This window comes from Lelliottia wanjuensis, assembly GCF_030238365.1.
Taxonomy (GTDB): domain Bacteria; phylum Pseudomonadota; class Gammaproteobacteria; order Enterobacterales; family Enterobacteriaceae; genus Enterobacter; species Enterobacter wanjuensis.
Map to the genome: position 1 here is coordinate 17757 of NZ_JASSOT010000051.1, position 20759 is coordinate 38515.

General features: G+C 53.1%; 20 protein-coding genes. 4 read left to right on the forward strand and 16 right to left on the reverse strand.

The window, feature by feature from the left end; all coding sequences use genetic code 11:
- The first annotated feature begins 56 nt into the window (after positions 1-56).
- Both QQF33_RS06065 and QQF33_RS06070 read left to right on the forward strand, forming a co-directional pair.
- The gene (locus QQF33_RS06065) at positions 57-1826 is read left to right on the forward strand and encodes an ABC transporter permease (protein ID WP_285149852.1); all 1770 of its coding nucleotides are present in this window, start codon (positions 57-59) and stop codon (positions 1824-1826) included.
- A complete protein-coding gene (locus QQF33_RS06070) occupies positions 1819-2889 on the forward strand; it encodes an ABC transporter ATP-binding protein (protein WP_282492740.1) in 1071 nt (356 codons plus the stop codon). The genes QQF33_RS06065 and QQF33_RS06070 overlap by 8 nt, the downstream gene beginning before the upstream one ends.
- A gap of 62 nt (positions 2890-2951) precedes the next feature.
- Here QQF33_RS06070 and QQF33_RS06075 read toward each other — a convergent pair whose 3' ends face one another.
- The 9 genes from QQF33_RS06075 to QQF33_RS06115 all read right to left on the reverse strand — a co-directional run bounded on the left by QQF33_RS06075 (position 2952) and on the right by QQF33_RS06115 (position 9137).
- Positions 2952-3395, reverse strand: a complete 444-nt coding sequence (locus QQF33_RS06075; RefSeq protein WP_285145308.1) for a GNAT family N-acetyltransferase — start codon at positions 3393-3395, stop codon at positions 2952-2954.
- Positions 3396-3743: 348 nt separating this feature from the next.
- On the reverse strand, positions 3744-4112 hold the full coding sequence (locus tag QQF33_RS06080) for a TA system toxin CbtA family protein (protein ID WP_285157550.1): 369 nt from the start codon (positions 4110-4112) through the stop codon (positions 3744-3746).
- A 20-nt stretch (positions 4113-4132) separates the two neighbouring features.
- On the reverse strand, positions 4133-4459 hold the full coding sequence (locus tag QQF33_RS06085; RefSeq protein ID WP_285157551.1) for a type IV toxin-antitoxin system YeeU family antitoxin: 327 nt from the start codon (positions 4457-4459) through the stop codon (positions 4133-4135).
- Between the two features lie 12 nt (positions 4460-4471).
- Complete coding sequence (gene radC, locus QQF33_RS06090; RefSeq protein ID WP_285157552.1) at positions 4472-4942, reverse strand: RadC family protein; 471 nt, start codon at positions 4940-4942, stop codon at positions 4472-4474.
- Positions 4943-5012: 70 nt separating this feature from the next.
- Entirely contained in the window at positions 5013-5834 is an 822-nt protein-coding gene (locus tag QQF33_RS06095; protein ID WP_285157553.1) for a DUF932 domain-containing protein, read from the reverse strand.
- A 356-nt stretch (positions 5835-6190) separates the two neighbouring features.
- Positions 6191-6382, reverse strand: coding sequence for a hypothetical protein (locus QQF33_RS06100; RefSeq protein ID WP_285157554.1), 192 nt, complete (start codon positions 6380-6382; stop codon positions 6191-6193).
- A 58-nt stretch (positions 6383-6440) separates the two neighbouring features.
- The gene (locus QQF33_RS06105) at positions 6441-7280 is read right to left on the reverse strand and encodes a hypothetical protein (protein WP_285157555.1); all 840 of its coding nucleotides are present in this window, start codon (positions 7278-7280) and stop codon (positions 6441-6443) included.
- Between the two features lie 113 nt (positions 7281-7393).
- A complete protein-coding gene (locus QQF33_RS06110; RefSeq protein ID WP_285157556.1) occupies positions 7394-7828 on the reverse strand; it encodes a hypothetical protein in 435 nt (144 codons plus the stop codon).
- A gap of 346 nt (positions 7829-8174) precedes the next feature.
- Positions 8175-9137 carry a hypothetical protein gene (locus QQF33_RS06115; protein WP_285157557.1) on the reverse strand — a complete coding sequence of 321 codons (963 nt, stop codon included), beginning with the start codon at positions 9135-9137 and terminating at the stop codon, positions 8175-8177.
- A gap of 454 nt (positions 9138-9591) precedes the next feature.
- Between QQF33_RS06115 and QQF33_RS06120 the strand changes: the two genes are divergently transcribed.
- Positions 9592-9795, forward strand: a complete 204-nt coding sequence (locus tag QQF33_RS06120) for a helix-turn-helix transcriptional regulator (protein WP_285157558.1) — start codon at positions 9592-9594, stop codon at positions 9793-9795.
- Positions 9796-10124: 329 nt separating this feature from the next.
- Positions 10125-11156 carry a YagK/YfjJ domain-containing protein gene (locus QQF33_RS06125; protein WP_285157559.1) on the forward strand — a complete coding sequence of 344 codons (1032 nt, stop codon included), beginning with the start codon at positions 10125-10127 and terminating at the stop codon, positions 11154-11156.
- 634 nt (positions 11157-11790) lie between these two features.
- Here QQF33_RS06125 and QQF33_RS06130 read toward each other — a convergent pair.
- Genes QQF33_RS06130 through QQF33_RS06160 form a run of 7 tightly spaced genes read right to left on the reverse strand, consistent with a single transcriptional unit; the run spans position 11791 to position 20758 of the window.
- Complete coding sequence (locus QQF33_RS06130) at positions 11791-12705, reverse strand: hypothetical protein (RefSeq protein WP_285157560.1); 915 nt, start codon at positions 12703-12705, stop codon at positions 11791-11793.
- The gene (tssG, locus tag QQF33_RS06135) at positions 12692-13726 is read right to left on the reverse strand and encodes a type VI secretion system baseplate subunit TssG (RefSeq protein ID WP_285157561.1); all 1035 of its coding nucleotides are present in this window, start codon (positions 13724-13726) and stop codon (positions 12692-12694) included. The genes QQF33_RS06130 and tssG overlap by 14 nt, the downstream gene beginning before the upstream one ends.
- Positions 13723-15507, reverse strand: coding sequence for a type VI secretion system baseplate subunit TssF (gene tssF / locus QQF33_RS06140; protein WP_285157562.1), 1785 nt, complete (start codon positions 15505-15507; stop codon positions 13723-13725). Before tssF ends, tssG begins: the two co-directional genes overlap by 4 nt.
- Positions 15504-16028 carry a type VI secretion system lipoprotein TssJ gene (gene tssJ / locus QQF33_RS06145; protein WP_285157563.1) on the reverse strand — a complete coding sequence of 175 codons (525 nt, stop codon included), beginning with the start codon at positions 16026-16028 and terminating at the stop codon, positions 15504-15506. The genes tssF and tssJ overlap by 4 nt, the downstream gene beginning before the upstream one ends.
- A complete protein-coding gene (locus QQF33_RS06150; RefSeq protein ID WP_285157564.1) occupies positions 16028-19378 on the reverse strand; it encodes an ImcF-related family protein in 3351 nt (1116 codons plus the stop codon). The genes tssJ and QQF33_RS06150 overlap by 1 nt, the downstream gene beginning before the upstream one ends.
- On the reverse strand, positions 19359-20504 hold the full coding sequence (locus QQF33_RS06155; RefSeq protein WP_285157565.1) for a hypothetical protein: 1146 nt from the start codon (positions 20502-20504) through the stop codon (positions 19359-19361). Before QQF33_RS06155 ends, QQF33_RS06150 begins: the two co-directional genes overlap by 20 nt.
- The gene (locus QQF33_RS06160) at positions 20501-20758 is read right to left on the reverse strand and encodes a PAAR domain-containing protein (RefSeq protein ID WP_285157595.1); all 258 of its coding nucleotides are present in this window, start codon (positions 20756-20758) and stop codon (positions 20501-20503) included. The genes QQF33_RS06155 and QQF33_RS06160 overlap by 4 nt, the downstream gene beginning before the upstream one ends.
- Position 20759: the final 1 nt, after the last annotated feature.

Genomic DNA, 20759 nt, shown 5'->3' on the forward strand with positions numbered 1-20759 from the left:
CGCAGCGCATCCGGCAACAAATGTCGTTCCTCAGGGTCAACAGCCAGGGAAACCCTATGCAAGCCTTACAAAGAAAATGGCAAAGCCTGCCACGCGGCGTGGTGGTGTTGATCACGGCGTTGGTGATCTACATCCCTTTGTCGTTCATCGTGATACAAAGCTTCTTATCCGCGCCGTTCTTTTCCCCGTCGAAAGAGTGGAGCCTGGAGTCATTTGGCTTCATTTTCACCGACCCGGATTTTTATAAAGCGCTGAGAAGCGGATTTATTCTCGCTTTCGGCCTGGTCGCGATCGCCATTCCACTCGGGGGCGTGCTGGCCTTCCTGATGGTGCGAACCGACCTCCCCGGCCGCCGCCTGATCGAGCCGCTGATCCTCGTGCCGATCTTTGTCTCGCCGATGGTCCTCGGCTTTGGTTACGTGGTGGCCGCAGGTCCGGTGGGGTTCTTCTCCCTGTGGGCGCAGTCGCTGATCGGCTTCGTGCCGTGGAACATCTACGACATGTCGAGCATCGTGGTGATTGCCGGGCTGACGCACGTTCCGCACGCCTATCTGTATATCTCCTCGGCGCTGCGCAGCGTCGGGTCTGATGTGGAAGAAGCCGCGCGGATTGCCGGGGCGTCGCCGCTGCAGGTGATGACCGCCGTCAGTCTGCCGATGGTGCGCCCTTCTATTCTCTACGCCGTCGTGCTGCTGTTTTTCCTCGGGCTGGAAGTGTTCGGCCTGATGCTGGTGCTCGGCGATCCGGAAGGCAACATGGTGCTGGCGACTTACCTGTACCAGTTGACCAATAAACTCGGCACGCCGTCTTATCATCTGATGGCCGCCGTCGCGGTGGTGCTGATCTGTATCACCATCCCGCTGGTGATGCTCCAGCGCCGCCTGATGCGTACCGCCAACCGTTTTGTCACCATGAAAGGCAAAGCCTCTCAGGCACGTGCGTTACCTCTCGGCAAATGGCGCTGGGTCGCCGGTGCCGTCGTCGCCTTCTGGCTGACGGTGACGATTGGCGTCCCGCTGCTGGGCGTGGTGCTGCGCGCGTTTATCTCCAACTGGGGCGTGGGCGTGTCTGTCTGGGATGAGCTGTCGATCAACACTTTCCGCACCATCTGGCAGCAGCCGAACCTGCTGCGTGCGATCGTCAACTCGATGGCAATTGGCGTGTTCGGCGGCGCGCTGGCGGTGGTTTGCTATCTGTTTATCGGCATCGCCATGCACCGTAAGCCGGACAACACCACGCGCTTCCTCGATTATAGCGTGCTGGTACCACGCGCCGTGCCAGGCCTGCTTGCCGGTCTGGCGTTCCTGTGGGTGTTCCTGTTCCTGCCGATGTGGCTGGATAACGCCCTGAAAACGGGCTGGCTTTCCGGAATGCCGTGGTCGCAGTGGCTGCGCGATAACCTGATTGTCTGGCTGCGATCGCTTCGCAGCACCATCTTCAGCGTCTGGCTGGCCTACACCGTGGTGTGGATGGCTTACGGCCTGCGACTCATCTCCTCCACGCTGCTGCAGGTGGCGCCGGAGCTGGAAGAAGCGGCGCGCAGCACCGGCGCCACGCGCGGACAGATCACCCGCCACGTGACGATCCCGCTTTCTCGCTACGGTCTGATTGGTTCGTGGCTGTTGATGTTCCTGATTTTCGAGCGTGAATATTCTACCGGCGTGTACCTGCTTTCGCCGGGCACGGAGACCATCGGCTCGATGCTGGTTTCCCTGTGGGCGGCAGGCGCGATTGATATCGTGGCCGCGCTCTCCTTTATTAACATCCTGCTGGTGGTCGTCGGTCTGGGTATTGCCCTTCGTTTTGGAGTCAAATTACATGATTGAGTTAACGGTCGATAATCTGCATTTAACCTACGGCGACAATCCGGTATTAAAGGGTGTGTCCATGAACCTGAAGCGCGGCGAAGTGGTGTCGCTGCTGGGGCCATCGGGCAGCGGCAAAACCACGCTGCTGCGCGCCGTCGCCGGGCTGGAAAAACCCACTCAGGGCGCGATCGTCATCGGCAACAACAAAGTGTATGACGGAACGCCGCGCAGCGAAGTGCCTGCCGAAGAGCGTAATCTCGGGCTGGTGTTTCAGTCCTACGCCCTGTGGCCGCATAAAACGGTATTTGAGAACGTGGCCTATCCGCTGAAATTGCGCAAAGTGCCGGCCAAAGAGATCACCCAGCGGGTTCAGGATGTGCTGGATCAGCTCGGGCTGGGTCATCTGGGCAAACGCCATCCGCATCAGCTTTCTGGTGGTCAGCAGCAGCGCGTGGCGATTGGCCGTGCGCTGGTTTACAACCCGCCGGTGATCCTGCTGGATGAGCCCCTGTCGAACCTCGACGCCAAGCTGCGGGAAGAAGCCCGCGTGTTCCTGCGCGAGCTGATCATCAAGCTCGGTCTGTCGGCGCTGATGGTGACGCACGACCAGAATGAGGCGATGGCGATTTCTGACCGCATCCTGCTGCTCAACAACGGCAAAATCGAGCAACAGGGCACGCCGCAGGAGATGTACGGTTCGCCAAAAACACTGTTTACCGCCGAGTTTATGGGGAGCAACAACCGTCTGCACGGCAAAATCACCGAAGTGCGCGACGGCAAAGCGCGCATCGAAGGCAGCGGCTGGTCCCTGTGGGGCAAAGCCGCCGAGGGTGTGCAAAGCGGCCAGGAAGGCACGGCGGTGATTCGCGTCGAACGCGTGGCGTTAGTCGACGGGCCAGGGGAAAATCAGTTCGAACTCCCGCTGCTGACCAGCATGTATCTCGGCGATCGCTGGGAATACCTGTTCCGCACCAGCGGCGATGACTTTGTGATCCGTGCCTATGGCACTGAGGTTCGCGATCCGCAGCATTGCCACCTGGCGTTACCGGAAAAGCACGTCTGGATTTTCCCGAAAGGGTGATGATGAAAGGGAGCGATTATGTCGCTCCCTTTTTGCAGAAATTTCATTTTGGGTTGTAGTGGTCATCGGGTTTGTTTCAGATAAACCATGTCACGTAACTGTATGCCGCCCTCAAAGATAGGATGATCATAATTATCGATAAAGAAATCCTTCACCCGATGGGACTCAACAAATCCACAACGCTGATAGAAATCAAGGGTTGAAGGCACATCGCCGGTACCGACATACATGGTGTTAAAAGACGTGAAGTAGGTTTTTTTCAGGAATTCGATCATGGCCTTGCCATATCCCTTTCGTTGGGATGCAGGATCGGTTGCGATATTTTTCAGTTCACACTCGTGGCTATTTAACGCCAGAACGACGGCAATGCATTTCACGCCATTATCATCCAGCTTGAACATCCGCCCTGCGTCGAGATAGCGATCGATCATATCCTCCTGCTCATCGCCTAAGAGAAGGAGTTCAAGGTAGTCTTTTTTGTTATGTAATACTTCCTGGATGATCATGAGGGTTTCCTTGTTAGCGCGATGGTTGGCGGAATTATTGCATTATCTATGTGGGGTTAAGGAGGGTTTTGTTCGGATAATGCGAGATTGGGGCTGGTGAAAGCGGGAGTTTGTGGGGGAGTTGGTTTTGGTGGATTTTAAAAAGAGTTTGAAATGGTGCGATAATAGGAACATAACAAACCACCAATATCCTTTGATAAATATAAATATTTCCTTGTTTCATCTTTATAAATGCCCCCATTTATGCCCCCACCTTGGTATTCATACGACTCGATGAGCCTTTCATCGAGTCGTTAATCTCATCAAATTCTTCACGTATCGTGGAAACCTTCTCAGATCTCCATCTCCTCACAGCCGTGATCGGCTAAGAACAATATTACTTACCTCCCTGTAAGAACACTGGCTCATCAGCCCGCACGCTTTCCTGGCATGAAGAATGTCTGTCGCAGTCAAATATGGTGCTTGTACCTGTGAGGAAAATCCACAGCGATCGATACGGACTAACTCATACTTCTCCACCAGAAAGTTAACGGCATTAGCCAGAGTGATACCGGCATCGATATGTTCCTGTATGACGGCTTCATCACTAAAAGGTGTGTCGTGTAGCGTCAGACCATAGTGCTGTTCAAGCAGGCGAGTAAGCAACATTTGCCAGACAGTTACGGGCGGCAGACATTGCTTCGCCGCCTGTGGGATGATTACAGGTAGAGTATTCATGTTTGCTCTTTCAAAATTAGTTAGCGTTGAGTGGGATAGACGACGATGTAAACGTAGCCGCAACTGCCAAGGGTATCGGCTTCGCAGGTGAAACCGTTGTGGTACAGGGTGACGCAATGGGCATGGCGGGAATTCAGCTCGCCAGTGGTCAACATTGATTCCATCTGACTGATAAAGTGCGGAAATGCTTCCTCCAGTTTAAGACATTCGGTATCGCTGGACATTCCCATCACCCCAGCCCTGTCTGCCAGGTAATGTAGCCGGTTGCCTTCCTGAACTAATCTGGCACCAAACCGTGGAACAATATCGCTTTTTAGCCCCCATTCATGGGCTGGTATTAATGACATGAAAACCTCCCTTTAAAGCAAACCAAGCTCAGCAAATGACACAACCTCGTTTCCCACCACAAGATGATCCAGCACACGAACTTCCACCAGAGCCAAGGCTTTCATAATCCTCTGAGTAATATGTTTGTCCTGCTGACTGATTTCTGTCGTGCCGGACGGATGGTTGTGCGCCAGAATGACCGCAGCGGCGTTATGTTTCAGAGCTGACTTCACCACCTCGCGAGGATGTACTTCGGTATGGCTAAGCGTGCCAGTAAACAGCGTTTCTCGCTCCAGCAGGCAATGCTGATTGTCGAGATACATCACGATGAAAACTTCCCGCTCCATGTGAGCCATTTGTAGCTGAAGCCAGGTCTTAGTGAAGCAGGTGGAAGTAAAAGACTCATTCGGCTGGCGCTGATACTTTTCCAATAGTCGTAACGCCCGACGGATAATGCGTTGCTCATTTGGCAGGAATACCGGGGATAAATTGAGTGCGGACATAATTGCTCCTTAAATCAAAAAGCCCCGCCGGTTTAGTGGCAGGGCGTGAAGATAGGGTTGGTAAAAAGCTTCATGAGGCAAGTTGCAGCATATTCTCGGCCATCACCCAAAGGGCACGGTTAAGTTTCACATCTCCGTCGATGCCTTTAACAGCGCGTGTATGGGAGCGTTGACCTCTGGTCGTTCGACCGGACAGCCCACCTTTAATCAGGTTTTCCTGAATACGCTGGTAAGTAGTCCACAAGTCATTACTTTCATCCTGCCAGCGGCGTGGAGAGAGTATCTGCGTTTCCGTCACCGGCTGATGCTCTTCACCAAAGCGATAGGTTAATGCCGCTTTCGCCATTGCCTGCTGTGCAGGTGGCGGTAATATCAGCGACTGCATGGCATCACGCTTCTCTTCCACTTGATCAAATATCCCCAGTACTTCGTAAGCCCCTTCTATGACTTTCTCCACCACATTGCCTTTATGCGGCACGCGCACCTCTCCGAAAGACTCACCGCAAATCAGTCCATTCTGGCAAACCGATCTGAATAACCCAGGCAACATCTGGTATGAACTTGAACCGTCATGGCTGTTAAGCAGGATGATTTCTGGCACCTGTTTGCCAGTGATCTGGCCTTCGCGACGCAGGCGCAGCATGTGTTTGGTGTGCTCTCGCTTGCTCTGGTCCCGCACGCGTGTCTGGCAGGCAAAGAACGGTTGGAAGCCTTCGCGTTGCAAGTTATCGAGAAGGGTAATTGTCGGAATGTAGGTATAGCGATCGCTACGGGATTCATGCTTTTCTTCGCTGAAGACGCTTGGCACATAATGCGCCAGTTCGTCGCGGGTTAACGGGCGGTCGCGGCGAACAAGATTGACCGAGCCAAAGCGGCTGGCTAAACGAGTCATAGTTAATTCCTTTATGAATGGGCATAAAAGCCACTTCTGTGAAGTGGCTATGGAGGGTATTCAGGGAGTAGCGGGTGGCAGCTCTTGCAGTGGCGACAGTTCACCGTCAGGTAATGTCGGCGAGATTAGCTCGTCGATCTGCTGATGTTGTAATCGACGCAGAATGAAAGGTTTACCGTACTGGAAGCATCGAATGCACCATTCGTACTTCACGACTCGCCTTATGACGGGAGGCAGGTGTTCATACGCTTTGCCGCATACTGAAAAAACAAAGGCATCATCATTAATTCTGCCCTCTGCTATTGCAGCCAGTCCTTTGATAACGCGACACTTCAGCTTTTGCCGGGAATCAACTTTCAGGCAAGAATGGCGAGTTTTTTTATGAGTCTTATCAGACTAAAGGTCATCAGGCTGGCTCCCATAGTCTGGCATACGACCGACTTACTTCTTAGCAGAGTGAGTCCCGCGACGCTGAAAACAACGGGCCAGGTCAGATCCAGAGGTGCTGTATCTGGCGCTGTATCGTCCGGGAATTTTTGGCTTTTCATAGGTCTTTCCATAAAACGTCCGGTACCGCAGGAAGCGTATACCGGACCAGGTGAGTAATCAGGGGAGATCGACGGAGGCTATTTCCTCAGAAGCGTTTGTGGGGCCACTGTAAACACCGACGTATTCATTTAGAGGAAAGATAATTACTGCATTTTTCTTCGGGTCGAATGAACAACCATTTAATCCTGCAATTGCGGCAGTTTTCCCGGAGCTTGTGTTTTTGACAATCAGTTTGTTGTCAGCACAACTGCTGGCTTTGACGTAATTCACCACATAACCATCCTGCTCTGCGACGATATCTCCAGTTGCTGCTTTTGGCTGAGAGTTACTTTCTTTCTGCCCACTTACGCGTTTGCTGCTGTAAGGAATATATTGCGCAGCATCGTTCCGCAGGGTCGGTGGATCATTGTTCAGGCCAAGATATACAGGACAACCGGAGGCACCCACCTCACAGCTCTTTTCGACGATGGCGCGTGACGGCCAGCCTTTTGTGCCGATGTAGGCAGCACCGGTTTCATCAAGGCAGTAAGTTTCCTCCCAGGTGTAATTTTTATTCTTACCCGGCATGGTTTGGGTTGTGATGAGGCAAGTCAGAGCCTTAACCGGTTTACCGTCGTAGCGGATAAAGTTCTGTTCAAGCGGTGATGCTGCATACAGCAAAGGAGATATGTTCGCAGCAGCAGCCTTGCTTTGTGCCTCAGCGCTAAAACCAACTTTGTTGTTGAGTTTTACGCTGACTGCTGCATCGTTCATTTCGCGAAGCATTTCACCGCCGTTATCTGTCAGAAAGAACGTGTATCGCTCTGGGTGAATATTACCGGGAATGGTGATGGCAAAACTTAGAGCAGGAAACGAAAGCACTGAGATTATAAATAAGCGTGAAATGAACTCTGTCATAGTGACACCCTGAGGACGTTTGTTGTTGGCTCTGCTGGGCGTACCCGGACTCCAGCAACGAGTGGTTAAAACAGCAAACTGTGCTGTTTTGAAAAATAGGCGAAGAAAGGTGCTTAACGGCTGATGCAGTCTTGCCAGGTTACCTCTTTCAGCGCTTCCTGAAGACCTGCGGTTTTGAACGGTTTGGACAATGGTTTACTGGCTTCAGTGACTTCCAGCACGCCTTCATCACCGGTGTTTTTGAGCGCCATAAATGCAGCTTCGCCTAATCGATAATGGGTTGAGTTGATGTTCAGCCCCGGCTCTTTCAGTCCAGCACCAGAAGATATGAGAAAATTTCTGTCTGGCTTGCTGTAGGTGACGCCCATGTGACCTTCGTTGCAAGTGAAGGTAATGCGCTCACCAACATCATTGTCGGCGTTTATTGAAAATTCCATTCCGCTGGTATTACCAAACCAGTTACCCCACTGCTGTTCCTGAATGGCCGCGTGCGAAGTCGCGGTGAATAAGGTTGCACTGAGAAAGAGTGCAGAAGTGACCTTCAACATAGAGATTCCTTACTGTTGTTTTACAAACGAAAAGTGGCCCTTTGCTGCACAAAAGGCCACCTGATCGTATGCATTTGGAGTGGGATGGGATAATCGTTATTACAGATCAGTTTCCAGGGATTGATCGTTATCATCTATTATAAAAACGATTAATAAATAACAATCAATAGCCAATGACTATCATCAATGGGAGTATCGATCGGCGTGACAGATCAATCAATTGCAACAATTGAACAACACTCGGCCGACTGGTTCATTAGGGTGATATAGGTTTGAAATTATCTGGAAGAAGGCGAGATTATTTGGACCGACATAAAATCAGCCCAAGAGATAATAAGGAGGCTTGCTACTTATCTTTATTCTGAGAACGATATGCACCTTCGATAAGATAACTTACCATATCAGCAATGCTTTTATTATATTTCCTGGCCATAAAGTCTAGTTTCTCTTTCACATCCTTTGGCAGTCGAGTATTCAGCACCCTGGTGTCTTTACTGCTGTCTCTGAATTTTTTCTGGCTCCAGGCTTTCTTAAACTCAGACATGAAGTATTTTTTTGCAATGCCATCATCTGGTGCAGTATCCCATACGCAGTACAGTGCCAGTTCGGTTTCTTTCTTTGATGCAGGAGCCAGACTTTTGTGATCAAATAATGGATGAGGATAGTTTTTTATATAGCGCCAGGCCCATGACATATTTTCATCCGACTTGTCTTTTATAAACCCAAACGGGTCTTTCTCACTGTATATTTCCGACCATCTGGATTTTAACTGAATGATAATCTGCGATTTCATTTTTGCGGGAGAAAAGCCCTGAGAAAAAAGCTGGGCATCCACATGCCTGTCAAGTTTCCACTGGTCAAAATACTGAATAATAGAATCCACCCGGCTTTTATGAGATGTATTAATACTGAGCGGCAGGATACTTCCCGGGGGAGTGACTGGATATGGAAATGATATATCTGGAACATTTGAAGAACTGGATGCGGAGGGCATATGAACGGTCATTTCCCTTGGGGAAAGAAAAAATGACCAGAACCAGTAAGCAGCCCGTTCATCTTTATCCAGCCATTTAAAATCATCGATCTTCACCAGCGAGTAATCACATTCCATTTTCATATTACCAATGAATCGAGCCCGTTCCACGGATGAATTGAAATGGCTACACAGTGATTGATTAATGGACTCGCAGACTTCATCAGGATTATAGCCAAATGAATGAACAGGGATTTTATTATCGGCCATGTGACGGATATAAAAATGACACCTTCTGATGTCTTTCTCTGAAACACTGTCACCAGGTACTTTCATACAATATGGTCCTTCATTAACATAAGTTACTACGTAATCATTACGCACTAATAACGCAGCATTATACACGATAACGAACCAATTCTTACACGATAAATGTGCTGTTTTTTACGTTGAAGAAATAGATGCCACACCCTGTATTCATAGGAATGAACCCGTGTCACGTGGCATTTACGCACCATCCATCGACTTCAATTTTACCTCATTCCTTTCTTCATAGCCCACTGGTGCGGCTAGAAGTGGTATCTGTCCTCTGCACATGGAGATGAACAGCACTCCCAATTCAAGCCAGGCTGTATGAGAGAAAAGGCCAGTAGCCATATTCAGTATGTAATGTGTGTATATATACATTGCAGGAAACAGATTAAATAAAAAGTAAAGTCATACATACGATGCCTATGACATGAAAGGATGCCATCCGGCGTCCTCCTGATGCTTTCCCCGGAGACATGTCATGAGCACGATTAACATTTACGAAGATAAATTTGTCAGCATGCAGTTCATTACTGAACTGACCAGCCTGTCCGATAAGTGGTTTTATAAAATGGTGCAGGAAGGGAAATTCCCAAAGCCTGTTAAATTTGGCCGTAGCTCGCGCTGGATTGAACGTGAAGTAAAAGAATGGTTAGAAGCCCGTATTGATAAGTCAAGAGCATAAAAGACACTAAAGATAGTGATGAAAAAGGTCACTAACTTTACACCCTGCTTTTATGCTCTCATGCCTTATGGCATATAGTCTTGATGTAATTTGCAAAGTCGGTTTATTTATTATTATATTTAATCCACATTCAATCATAAATCAATATCATTCCATACAACACGATATATCACACTCATTAATAGCGTCATACACTTAGACTTTGTTATCACACAGACACTATTTCTGACATTACTATTCATACTGAATATCAGATATAGACACTCATCCAATAACCACGCTTATAGATTGCCAGTCAGCCATTACTGACTGGCTTCAGGATGTACATTATGCACTTACCCGAATCATTCCTGTTATCTCATGCTGAGTATCATATTGAGAATAACACTCCCCACATCATCATCTCTGATGATAATGAATTCAGATTCAAATTAGAACAGCTGGATAGCTGCCTTAAAGCTATCAGCAGAGGACGTAAATTACCCTTCACTATTCTGTTTAACAGGTCTGGCTATAAAGAGAGCGCGGAGTCAGTCATCATTCTTGATGCCATCCGTTATCTCAATATGTTGCCGGAAGACGCAATGAAAGAACGAATAGCTAATCCACGCATTTCGACATTCCAGTGTTTATTTAATAACGCTGATTTATATGCCCGTATCCATAACGGGAAAATAGTGGGAGCAGATACCGTTAACACGGCAGAGATGCTGAACAAACTGGTGCAGGACTACCGACATGCAGTCAGTCAGGCAGGGTTTAAACAGACATGCAGAAAGTACCATCGGGTTGCAGTGAAGAACCTGAAGGGAGTGATGAATTACATCAGGCACCTGCAGGAGTGTCATTCCCGACTGCTGGTGTTGCGGATAGATTTGTCATGGGCAAATGAGCATAAGGCTGACATCACTGCTGATGACGCCCGTAAGCATCGTCAGCTGCTGTTTCGTCACATGCAAAAGAATCCATTGTTCCGTCATGTGCTCGGGACAGTGTGGAAACTGGAATATGGCCCACAACGTAAATTTCATTACCACATGCTGTTTATCTTAAATGGCAACAAAGCACAACAGGATGGCGTGATTGCTCATGCTTTCGGGGAATGCTGGAAAAACACCATCACCAAAGGCAAAGGCACTTACTACAACTGCAATGCGCACAAAGATCGTTATACGAACTGCTGCCTCGGCAAACTGGAGCGTGGGGACAACAGTAAGGATAAAGGGTTACTTCAGGCGCTGAGCTACATCACCAAAATCGATGCCTGCGCCCGTCTGGTCCTGCCTGGGAATGCCAGAACCTTCGGCCGTGGAGAAGTGCGCTCACTCAAAAAAAGGAAGAAAACAAAAAGGGGTCGGTAAATCTTGCTCACTATACCAGACGGGAATACTTCCTTTCCCCCTTTATCCACAAAGTCAGCTAACCATGCTGGCTTTTTTTATTTGTTCCGGAGTTCATGATGAATTACTTCGTTTTAGCCACTCACGCCGTCACTATAGATGGTGAATGGGTTACACCAGACTCTGTTCAACAGGTTGATTTTGATTCATTGCATTGCATTTACTGCAAACTGCAGATCGGTGTTCAGTTTGACCCTCTGACAGCGACCAAAACGTTTGTGCACCTGCCAGGGCATATCAACAATGTCGCTCGACTTAATAAATGTCGATTCAACAAGCACCTGACAGTGCAGGAGCAAACCTCATCACAAACTATACCGCCTCCACAAAAGCGCCTTTCACCTATTAACACGGCTATACGGCAATGGAGATGTTGTTGGTGTCATGTCTGCTGGCAGGGAGATAAGGTATGCCCAAAATGTTGTGATTGGGTTTATGTGTTGGAAACGTGAAGGAAAGTATCGATCAGTGGAGCCAGTTCAGTGCGTTTGGACTCCCTTTGTCACCACCTTTTATCTCCCAGCAACCAGAGCGCCAAACTCAACGATTTCATGAGGGCATTTATCGCAATCAGACCCCAGCACATTCTCCTACTTCAGGTTTTCTTGCGCTGCGATCTTACCAGTCCGTCCTGTGAGAAGCGTAAACCTTGATGATGTACAAGCATGGCGCGACGATGCCGGTCGCGATTTCGCTGCCAGAGTATCCAGGCCTTTAGCGCATGCAGCTCCATTATCTCAAGCATGAGCATCATGCGTTTTTCCCACAGAATTGCCGCAGAAAGGCTCATTTTCATGCACCTTTTAATGTCAGTGACGCTGTCTCCGGCCACCAGAGCATTAATACCCTCACCCCAGCTTTCAAAAAAGCGAAGGCTGGCGACAGGGAGCCCACCCAGCAGGCTGAAATAACGGTCACAAGGACGGCACCGGAAACATGGACGCTCTTTCGTTCGGACAGTCTGTGTTCCTCCGCAATGCGGACAAATTGCTGTCTCCAGAGTTTTCAACGTCCGATACCAGTTTTTCAGCCGTTCTGCTTCAACCGTAACCTCCGGCGTAAAAGCGGGAGCACGTCGCTCGTAATGGGGCACCCACCAGGCATGGAGTACAGGCCAGTAAGTCTGCATGACGCTGGCTATAACGCGATCCTTATGCAGACATGTTGGTTCAGAAATCTTAAGTGCGGCCACCAGCTCTGCTGAACTGAGTCCTGATAAACGGGCGGCGGCAAACACCGGCCATAATGGAATATGCCGACTCCGGGCCAGCAACGTCCCCGTCAGCGGTGAAAATCCTTTCCTGCAGCGGCTACACCGATAGTTAATAATCTGATCTTTCGGCGATCTGCCGTTGGTATGAAATACCGGGCTCTCACAATGTGGGCAATGCTCAGGCTTCAGATAAGGAACGGTAGCCAGCCAGTCAATCAGTGCGTCGGCATTCCGATGCAACTCTGGTGGCAGAAATCGATAATAATTGTAGGAGCCAGAGAAACTACTCTTCGTCAAAATCCCTCCCCCGCAATTTCCCTACCTTCATCCGCATTGTCTGCGGCATCTGATCTTCATTGTCATCCCGAAGCCCGAGCATAATGTTGTATCCTGAAAAGAGATCCGGGTCGCCAAGCCTCGGACGAGGCAGCAGGCGAACCGGGATGGTCAGGTGCAGGCTGGCATCGTAATCACATCCCAGGTACGTCTTCAGCAGCGCAAACACATCCCTGCGCAGCTGGCCCCGTGGCATCCACCCTTTCGCCTCATCGGCATCCTCGGTACTCATTTCAATGCGCATGCAGTAGTTTGCATCTTCGACTTCATCCCCCAGAATCGGGCGTTCACCCAGCGTCATTCCCCCGTGAATTTTCATTCGCGCACGCTCAGCCACCAGCATCCAGACCGGGTGATGCGGGATGACCTTTACCTGTGTATTCGGAGCCTGGCTGCGGATCACGGCGGCCACACCTTCAGTCGTGTGGGTTGGGTGCAGCAACGGCTGAATAATTGCCAGCAGGAGTGATGCAGGCAGTTCCCGGCTGTGGGTAATGCCGGTCAGCGCCATCAGGCTGCGGGAGAACTTATCCGTGCCGCCGTCTTCAAATGTTGCGGGGTAGCTGTATTTTTTCCAGATACGGTAAAACTGCGTCATCAGCCGGTGATTGAAGATATCAAGGAACGCGGCCATTGCATCAGCCCCTTCCCGCCCCTGGTTGATATCGTCAATGTAGGCAGTCGGCAGTGGAGAATCCACACCGTACAATCCCAGAAATTTTGTTCTGACGGTCGGCGGGGCATTCGGGTTATCCGGGTCGATTTCAGTCCGCTTCAGCTCGCCGGATGGAAAACCTAAATGGGGATCGGGCCTGAAGCGCACCGGGTCACTGTCAGGATAAAAACCTGTACCCAGCGAATGCCCGCCAGCCTTCTCCAGCAACTGACAGAAGCGGTAGAAATTAAACCGGGCAGTCTGATCGTTACCGTCGCTGTCGAGCCAGAAAGGCGGCAACGTTTTCTTATCTTCCGCGTCGTTCACATCAGCACCCTGTCAATCCGGCGTTCCGGCCACGCCCATTCCGTGCCGGACTCGGTGAGCACCACCGTCAGCTGCGTAAAGCGGATAACGCTGGCGTACTGTGTGAAGAACTGCTCCAGCAATTCGCAGAACAACCGCGCATCACCCACACCACTGAACTGTGTTTCATCCAGCCCGACGCGAATGCGTACTCCGTGCCAGCTACGGGAAGAATTGTACGCCTGCTGATAGCTGACCTCCCGGATACCCTCAATCCGGCGACGATTGTTCTCATCTTCCGTCCAGTTAAACAGCTGCAATACCGCCCGAAGATTTTCTGCATCGCTTATCATCTGGCTCAGGGCGCGGGGATGCAGCTGTGCCATGATATGCCACTGGTGCAGCTGCGATAATGGCGGGTAACACGGCATCGAGGGCGCATGCCGGGTCTGGCAGCGCAGCGTCTGATTACCGGTCGTGGTCACGCCATCAAAGACCGCAGCATCCAGCGTCATGCGCGGGTAGTTGCCGTTGGTACAGGTGATGTTCATAAACAGCGTGGCATTTTCTTCGTGAAGATCCTGCTCACCGGACGTACCGCCCAGCATCAGCAACGTCTCATGCAGACCACTTACACCGCGCCAGATGCGGGTATGAAAGTACCGTTCCGGCCAGCTCTCTTTACGCTGCAACATCCCGCCTTTGTGCCGAAATTGCCGATACGGTACGTACTGGCGCTTGTCCAGCGTCTCGCTCGCGGCCACCTTATCTACGCTGTAAATTTCAGTGTGATGATCTCGAAGCCGGTGTGGCCGCAGCCGGTAATCCAGCGTTGCAGGCTCCACCTTCAGGGGTTCAGCGTTGAGCGTAAACAAATTGATAAGCGGTACACAGTGGATACGCAGAATATCTTCCGGCACGGGAATATCCCGGTTCAGCGGCTTGCTCAGATGAAATTCCAGCTCAAAATGCTGACAGTCTTCTCCGAGCGGCAACGTTTCAAGACCTGTCAGGGTAAAGAACGCAAACCGGGCCGGGAAGCTGAAGTATTCCAGTAACGGGCGAACTTCACCGCACAGCGCCGGGCTGTCGCTCTCCGGCCAGACTGACGACCAGTTTTGCTGCCAGCGCGACGACAGTTTGCCGTGAAATGGCTGCGGGTCGAGATTGCCGGTCTGTGGCAGGCGCACCGTGATATGCGAGACATGATGCGTCAGCGCCAGATACAGCATCGACTGTAAGGGCCGATCGCCGTGAATATAGAGCGGGATCTGGCTCAAATCCGTCTGCGACGGGTCGGCGTACTGGCTGAATGAAAACCGCAGCGTCAGCACCTGATGGCCGTCAGTGCGAAACTGTCGTCGGACGTTGTGCAGCTCCAGCGGGTGCAGCACCAGTTCATCGGTCGTGCGATACGGGCAGCGCAGCCCGGTATCATCCATTGGCCGGGTCAGCAGTGTCGTGCCAGCGAGGATCACCACATCCCTGACCTGCGCCACCATTTCCGGGGTCAGCTCGACCACGGCCATCGAGGGCTGTGTCCGGTTGGCTATCGGCAGCAGATGGCCCAGAAGCGGCTCCGTCAGCTCCGGGATATCGTCATCCAGCTTGCGCCTGAGTTGGGCCATCATCAGCGAGAAGCCCTGGAACAGCTGCTCTACGGTATCATCAGCTTTATGAGACTGTCGGTCGATACCCAGCCGCCGACCGGCCTCCGGGTGTTGTTCAGCAAACTCACGCGCCGCCGCTCTCAGCCAGCGCATTTCACTGTCGAAATATTTGAGAAAATCATGATCATTCATTCTTTCACCGGTTTCAGCAGCAGCGTGTTATCACGGACTTCAATGACGCGCGGCTCATCCGGGTCAAGCGAGTCGCGGCTCAGCACCTGCTTCCAGGTGCCACGGGTTCTGTCCGGCTTGCGAAACAGCCCGACCACCGCCACAAACTGCGCTTTTTCATCCATTGGAATATCGAGGTTGACCGTCTGACCGGGATAAACGCTCAGCTGGCGCTGTGTCAGCAATGACTCCTTCAGCACCAAATCCGGCTGTGTCAGCAGATCGGTATACTCCGTGCTGTCAAAGATCTTGCGGTCGTTCAGTTGCAGGACGCGGATACGCAGCGGCATCGCCTGCTGCGCATCATCGGCATTAATGGCGCTCCGGGCGGCGAAGCTCAGGTGCAGTGTCTCCACCTGCCGATAGAAAATCGCCTTCGCTACGCTCTGTGTACCCTGCTTTGTTTTCTGGTACAGACCACAGCTGCTCAGCAGCAATAGTGGCAGGCATAACCACAAATAACGGGATGGCCGGATGTTCATTATTCACCTCCAGTGCGGATTCCCGCAGCGGCAGCGCCACCGGACGAGAAAATCTGTGATGGCAACACAAACCCGCGCAGATCAAGCAGTGACAGCGGCCCTTTCCCCAGCTCCGTGCGCAGCTGGTAGTTCAGCGCCACGCCGTCCGGGGTGATCCAGGCCACGCGATAGAGGTTATCACCCAGATCTGTCACCAGTGCTTTATCCAGCAGGCGAATAAAGCCCCAGCTTCCCGGCTCATCGGAATAGAGTCGAGCGCCGGTTTTCACCGTGCGCCAGGTCAGCGTGGTCTGGGGTTGCCAGCGGTTGTCCGGCCAGGTCAGGGTCTGCCAGCTTTCTTCCTGGTTGAAATACTGGAGTTTCTGCCTGTCCAGCGTCAGGTCGGATTCCACCACATCGCGGGAAGGCTTGGCCATCAGTTGGAAATGCAGCTCCACATCGCCATGTGCAAAGGCCACGTTAGCGACACGAGTCAGGCGATTGAGCGCATTCAGGAACGCCGGGTTAAAGGTCAGCCCCTGGCTGTTCATCGCATCCGGCACCCACTTATCGCCTTCAAGTCGCAGCAGGCCACCCAGGCGGGTCTGTATAAACTGCGCAATACGCCCGGTGTCGGAACGCATAAACTGCGCCAGCTCGGGCAGTGATGCCTCACTCTGACGATCGGTAAACGGATAGCGGTCTGCGAACGACGCACTCCACGGGGTCACGATATCGTTTTGCCACTGGCTGTTAAGGCTCTCCGAGGTCGGCGAAAGCACCTGTTCCCAGGCCTGGATCATCGGCTGCACAAAAACAGTCTGGCCGAAACCGCTCCACTCCTGACCGAGACTCGCGGCAATCAGACTGCCGTAGTCGCGGGTGTCGGTGAGATCGACCGCCTTGCCCTGAAACACGGTCAGCGCCAGCGACTGCATCATCGCCTGCGGATCCGGCGCGTTTGTCACCTGCTGAAGCCGCAGGCGAACACGGGTGATACGGGTCAGGAAGGTTTGCAGGCTCAGACTGTTCTGCGAGCCGTTCCCGCCCGTCAGCGACAGTAACGGGCCAAAGGTCGCATCCAGTGGGCCGTGCGCCTCATTCCCGGCCTGCTGAATGGCCTCTTTCGCCTTGTCGCGGTGGATCAGGTTTTTCGCTGAACTCACCAGCGAGTCGGTCAGGTCGCCCCCGGTCTGCCCGGCACGGCCCTGCACGTTCAGGGTGTTTATCAGCGCAATCAGCGGCGACTGCCGCACATCAGCCAGCAGGGTCAATTGTTCAATCGACTCCGACAGACTTCCGGCCTGATGCCATTGCAGGCTGTTGAGGAATTTAAGCCACGCCCCGGAATAATCAGAGAAGTATCGCGCCGTCAGCCGGGCTTTCAGCGTGTCAGGCGAAACCGTGCCGGTGGCATCGCCGGAATGCTGGGCATCACTCAGCACCCAGTCGATTTCTTCCCGCCGTGATTTCGCCAGCTTCTCGATGGCAGGCTGAATTTCTTCTTCCCAGGCCTTACGCGTAAATACGCCGGGTACGGTGACATCGGTGCTGAACAGCTGGCTGCTGTCCGTGCCGTTCACCATTGCACTCAGCGTCATATCGGCATAATCACGGGATACCTGCTCAATCATCTTCTGATAGCGCGTAGATTCCGCATTGCTGGCCCCTATCTGGCGAAGCAAGGCTGACCGCATGCCGCTGACCAGACGCATGTCCGGTGTGGTTCGCCAATCCAGATGGGCCGGAAGGTTCTGCATCATGAACGCCAGCATGCTGCTGCCGACCATACGCCATGTGCCATCCTGCACACCCTCGCGCTGCGGCCAGAACTGCATAGTTGTCGCACTGAAGAAGTCCGGGTCAGCTTTATCGGGGCGGGAAAGCATCAGGTACGCCCGAAGCTGGTCATACATCACTTTCGACTGCGTGGCTCGCTGCGGGTCGTCAGGCGGCAGATTGCGCCAGCTGTTCATCAGCGAGGACAGGTGCTGCGCTGACGCATCCCTCAGTAACGGCATCGCTGCCTGCTGCCAGTACGGCCAGAGCGCGTCCAGTACATCATCGTTACGACTGAGGCCCATGCGCATATACCACGGCGCACCGTATTTCTGGCGGTGTTGCAGGCGTTCAATTTCATGTTGCAGCTGGTAGAGCGCCATCAGCCGCGTCGGCAGTGGCTGGCGTGTATCCGTAGCATTCTGCGCCAGCTGTTGATCGGCCTGCATCAGACGCAGGTTCGCTACCCAGGAAAAGACCGTTGCCGCCAGCCAGAACGCCAGCAGGCAAGTGCAGGTCAGCAGTAAAGATTTGCGTAACGACACGCCGGTTGCCACCGGTTTTCGCCAGCGCTGCGCGAGTAAATCCAGCCAGGCTTTACCCGGTTGCCAGGCATGCCGTAAGGAGGCCGCACCCGAAATGATGGCCGGGCTGAAGACCATCCCGCCGAGCGGCAGAGAACGTGCGCCTTCTGACAGCTGTGAAAGCGTGTGCGTCAGACGTTCAGTGCCACCTTCACGAAGGCTGTGGGCCAGTTGCAACAGGAACGTATGCCTGCGGTCATTGAGCGTCTGCTGCATCCCCTGCTGTACCAGGGCCGCTTCAAGCTGGTTCAGGGAATGACGAAAATCATCAGCCTCATCGCCCGGCGCTGACAGGAAGCCGGTTCCCTGCAACGGAAGCCCAGGCTGCTCCCAGGCTGGCGCGTGGGTTTCCCACAACCACAGCGGCACTTCCCAGCCCAACAGGTGATACTGTTTTTGCAGCTGACGGGCAACGGTATCGAGGGTATCGTGCGAGAGAGCGGTCTGTTCATTCACAACCCAGATAAACGCATCGGCCAGACGGCGACGGATTTTGCGCAGGGCTTTCAGCTGTAAGGCATCCGGTTCATCCACCGGGCTACCATGCCACAGCAGCAATGCGCCATGCCCTTCGAGCCAGTGCTGCGTCGTCAGCCCCGGAATGGCCTGCTCCACTTCGTTTTCTTCCCCGACAACCAGCATAATGCGCACCTTGCTGCGCCAGCGTCTGCCGTACTGGAAGCGCAGCTGGGTGGAAATATCTTTCACCAGCTGGTTTTCAGGTGGTCGCTGTTTCTTATTCCCGGCAGCACCGGTTGCCTCCCGCGCCTTGAGCTTCACCAGCGCTTTCCAGCACAGAATGAACGGCGCACAAAACCAGATGAGTACCAGCCAGACTATCACTGCCCGGAAGGCTATCTGCCCCGGTAGCAGTTCCGGCAGGTCAAAGCCGCTTCCCGCAAAGTACCAGAGCAACGCCCCGAGCAATATCAGCAGGGTGATCGCGATGACGTAGCCAGTGACCAGCCAGAATAATGAGTGATGGGGTTCAGTGCGGGAGGTTTCCACGGGGAACGCAAACTCCTGTAATAAATTGAGATTCCATCAATGTCGCCGTCCAGCCGCAGGACTGCCCCTGAAGGGCTGACAGCGCGGCGAGAGACTGCATGACAAAAGGCGTAACCGGCCCGGCGTGACCCAGCCACGGCATCAGAACGTAATCGACGGCTGACCAGCCGGACGGCAAAAGTGCATCCATCGAGGATGAATCGGCGGCCAGCATGCCTTCTGGCACACCGCGCAGACCGGCATAGCGGCTAAGCTGCTCCGTCAGCTGCGCGGCAGTTTCCCCCGCGTCAGGCTGGAGTATTTCGCTGCGCGTCATCAGGGCTTCAGCCTGGTGTCCACACAGCCAGGCAAAACCGGCTTCCGAAGCGGTGTATTCCGCTGAGGGTTTTGCCTCACCAAACCCCGCACACAGCAGCAGGGCTTGGTCATCGTCGGGCATGGCATCAATCACTTTGTCCAGTTCGGCAGCGCTTTGCAGCTGAACCACGTCTTCCGGCAGGCGAATGCCATCGGATTCCAGCACCAGGCTGAACGCACTCAGGCTCTGCTCATCGCCCAGCCAGCAAAACACCTGCACCGGGCGGGTTTCACTGGATTCGCGCAAGCGGGTCAGCACCAGACGGGCCAGATAGCGAGCCAGCAAATTCGCCCGACTTTCCCGGCCTCCCAGCCCCAGCACCTTCGGGCAATGCAGCAGCACATTGCCCTGTGGATCATCAACCGTGACCGGAACCACAGGAAACGGCGGCGACAACAGCGCCTGATGGTCAGCCTCTTTATCACCCACTGGCGTAACCAGCATCACGGCTTCCACGGGCAGCATTCGCGAACGGTGTCGCCACCAGGCCCGGACAGAGGACGCTATTTCCTCCCGGTGCGTCTCACGGTTCGAAACGGACTGAAGCCAGACCAGCCAGCGCAGTGCCACGGCGACCAGCCAGACGATCAACGGACACACCAGGCTCCAGAACCAGAAGGAGAGCGTTCGGGTAGGTTTGCCTTCCGGCCACAGCAGCATCGTTGCCATCGCGGCCAGGAACAATATCACCGGCAGCGCAATCCACCATCGCCGCCAGCGAGCGGGATGAAGTTCGGCATACTCCGGGTAACGCGGCGGGAAGATCATCCGTGAACATCCATCGTGCTGAGTGAACTGACCAGCGTACAGCCGCAGGCGCATTTATGACCGTCGAGCGAGACGGCCTTACCGTTAACCGTGCTGCCTGGTGCGCCCTGGGTAATGGTGGTCATGCCGTGTTTATTGCACCGGGCTTTATCCCCCACGCAGGCCACCGGCTTACCGAAGGCTTCATAGCTGCCACTCAGCACTTCGCCGCCATATTCCTTAAGGGTATCTCCCACGCGAATCAGCTTTTTCAGG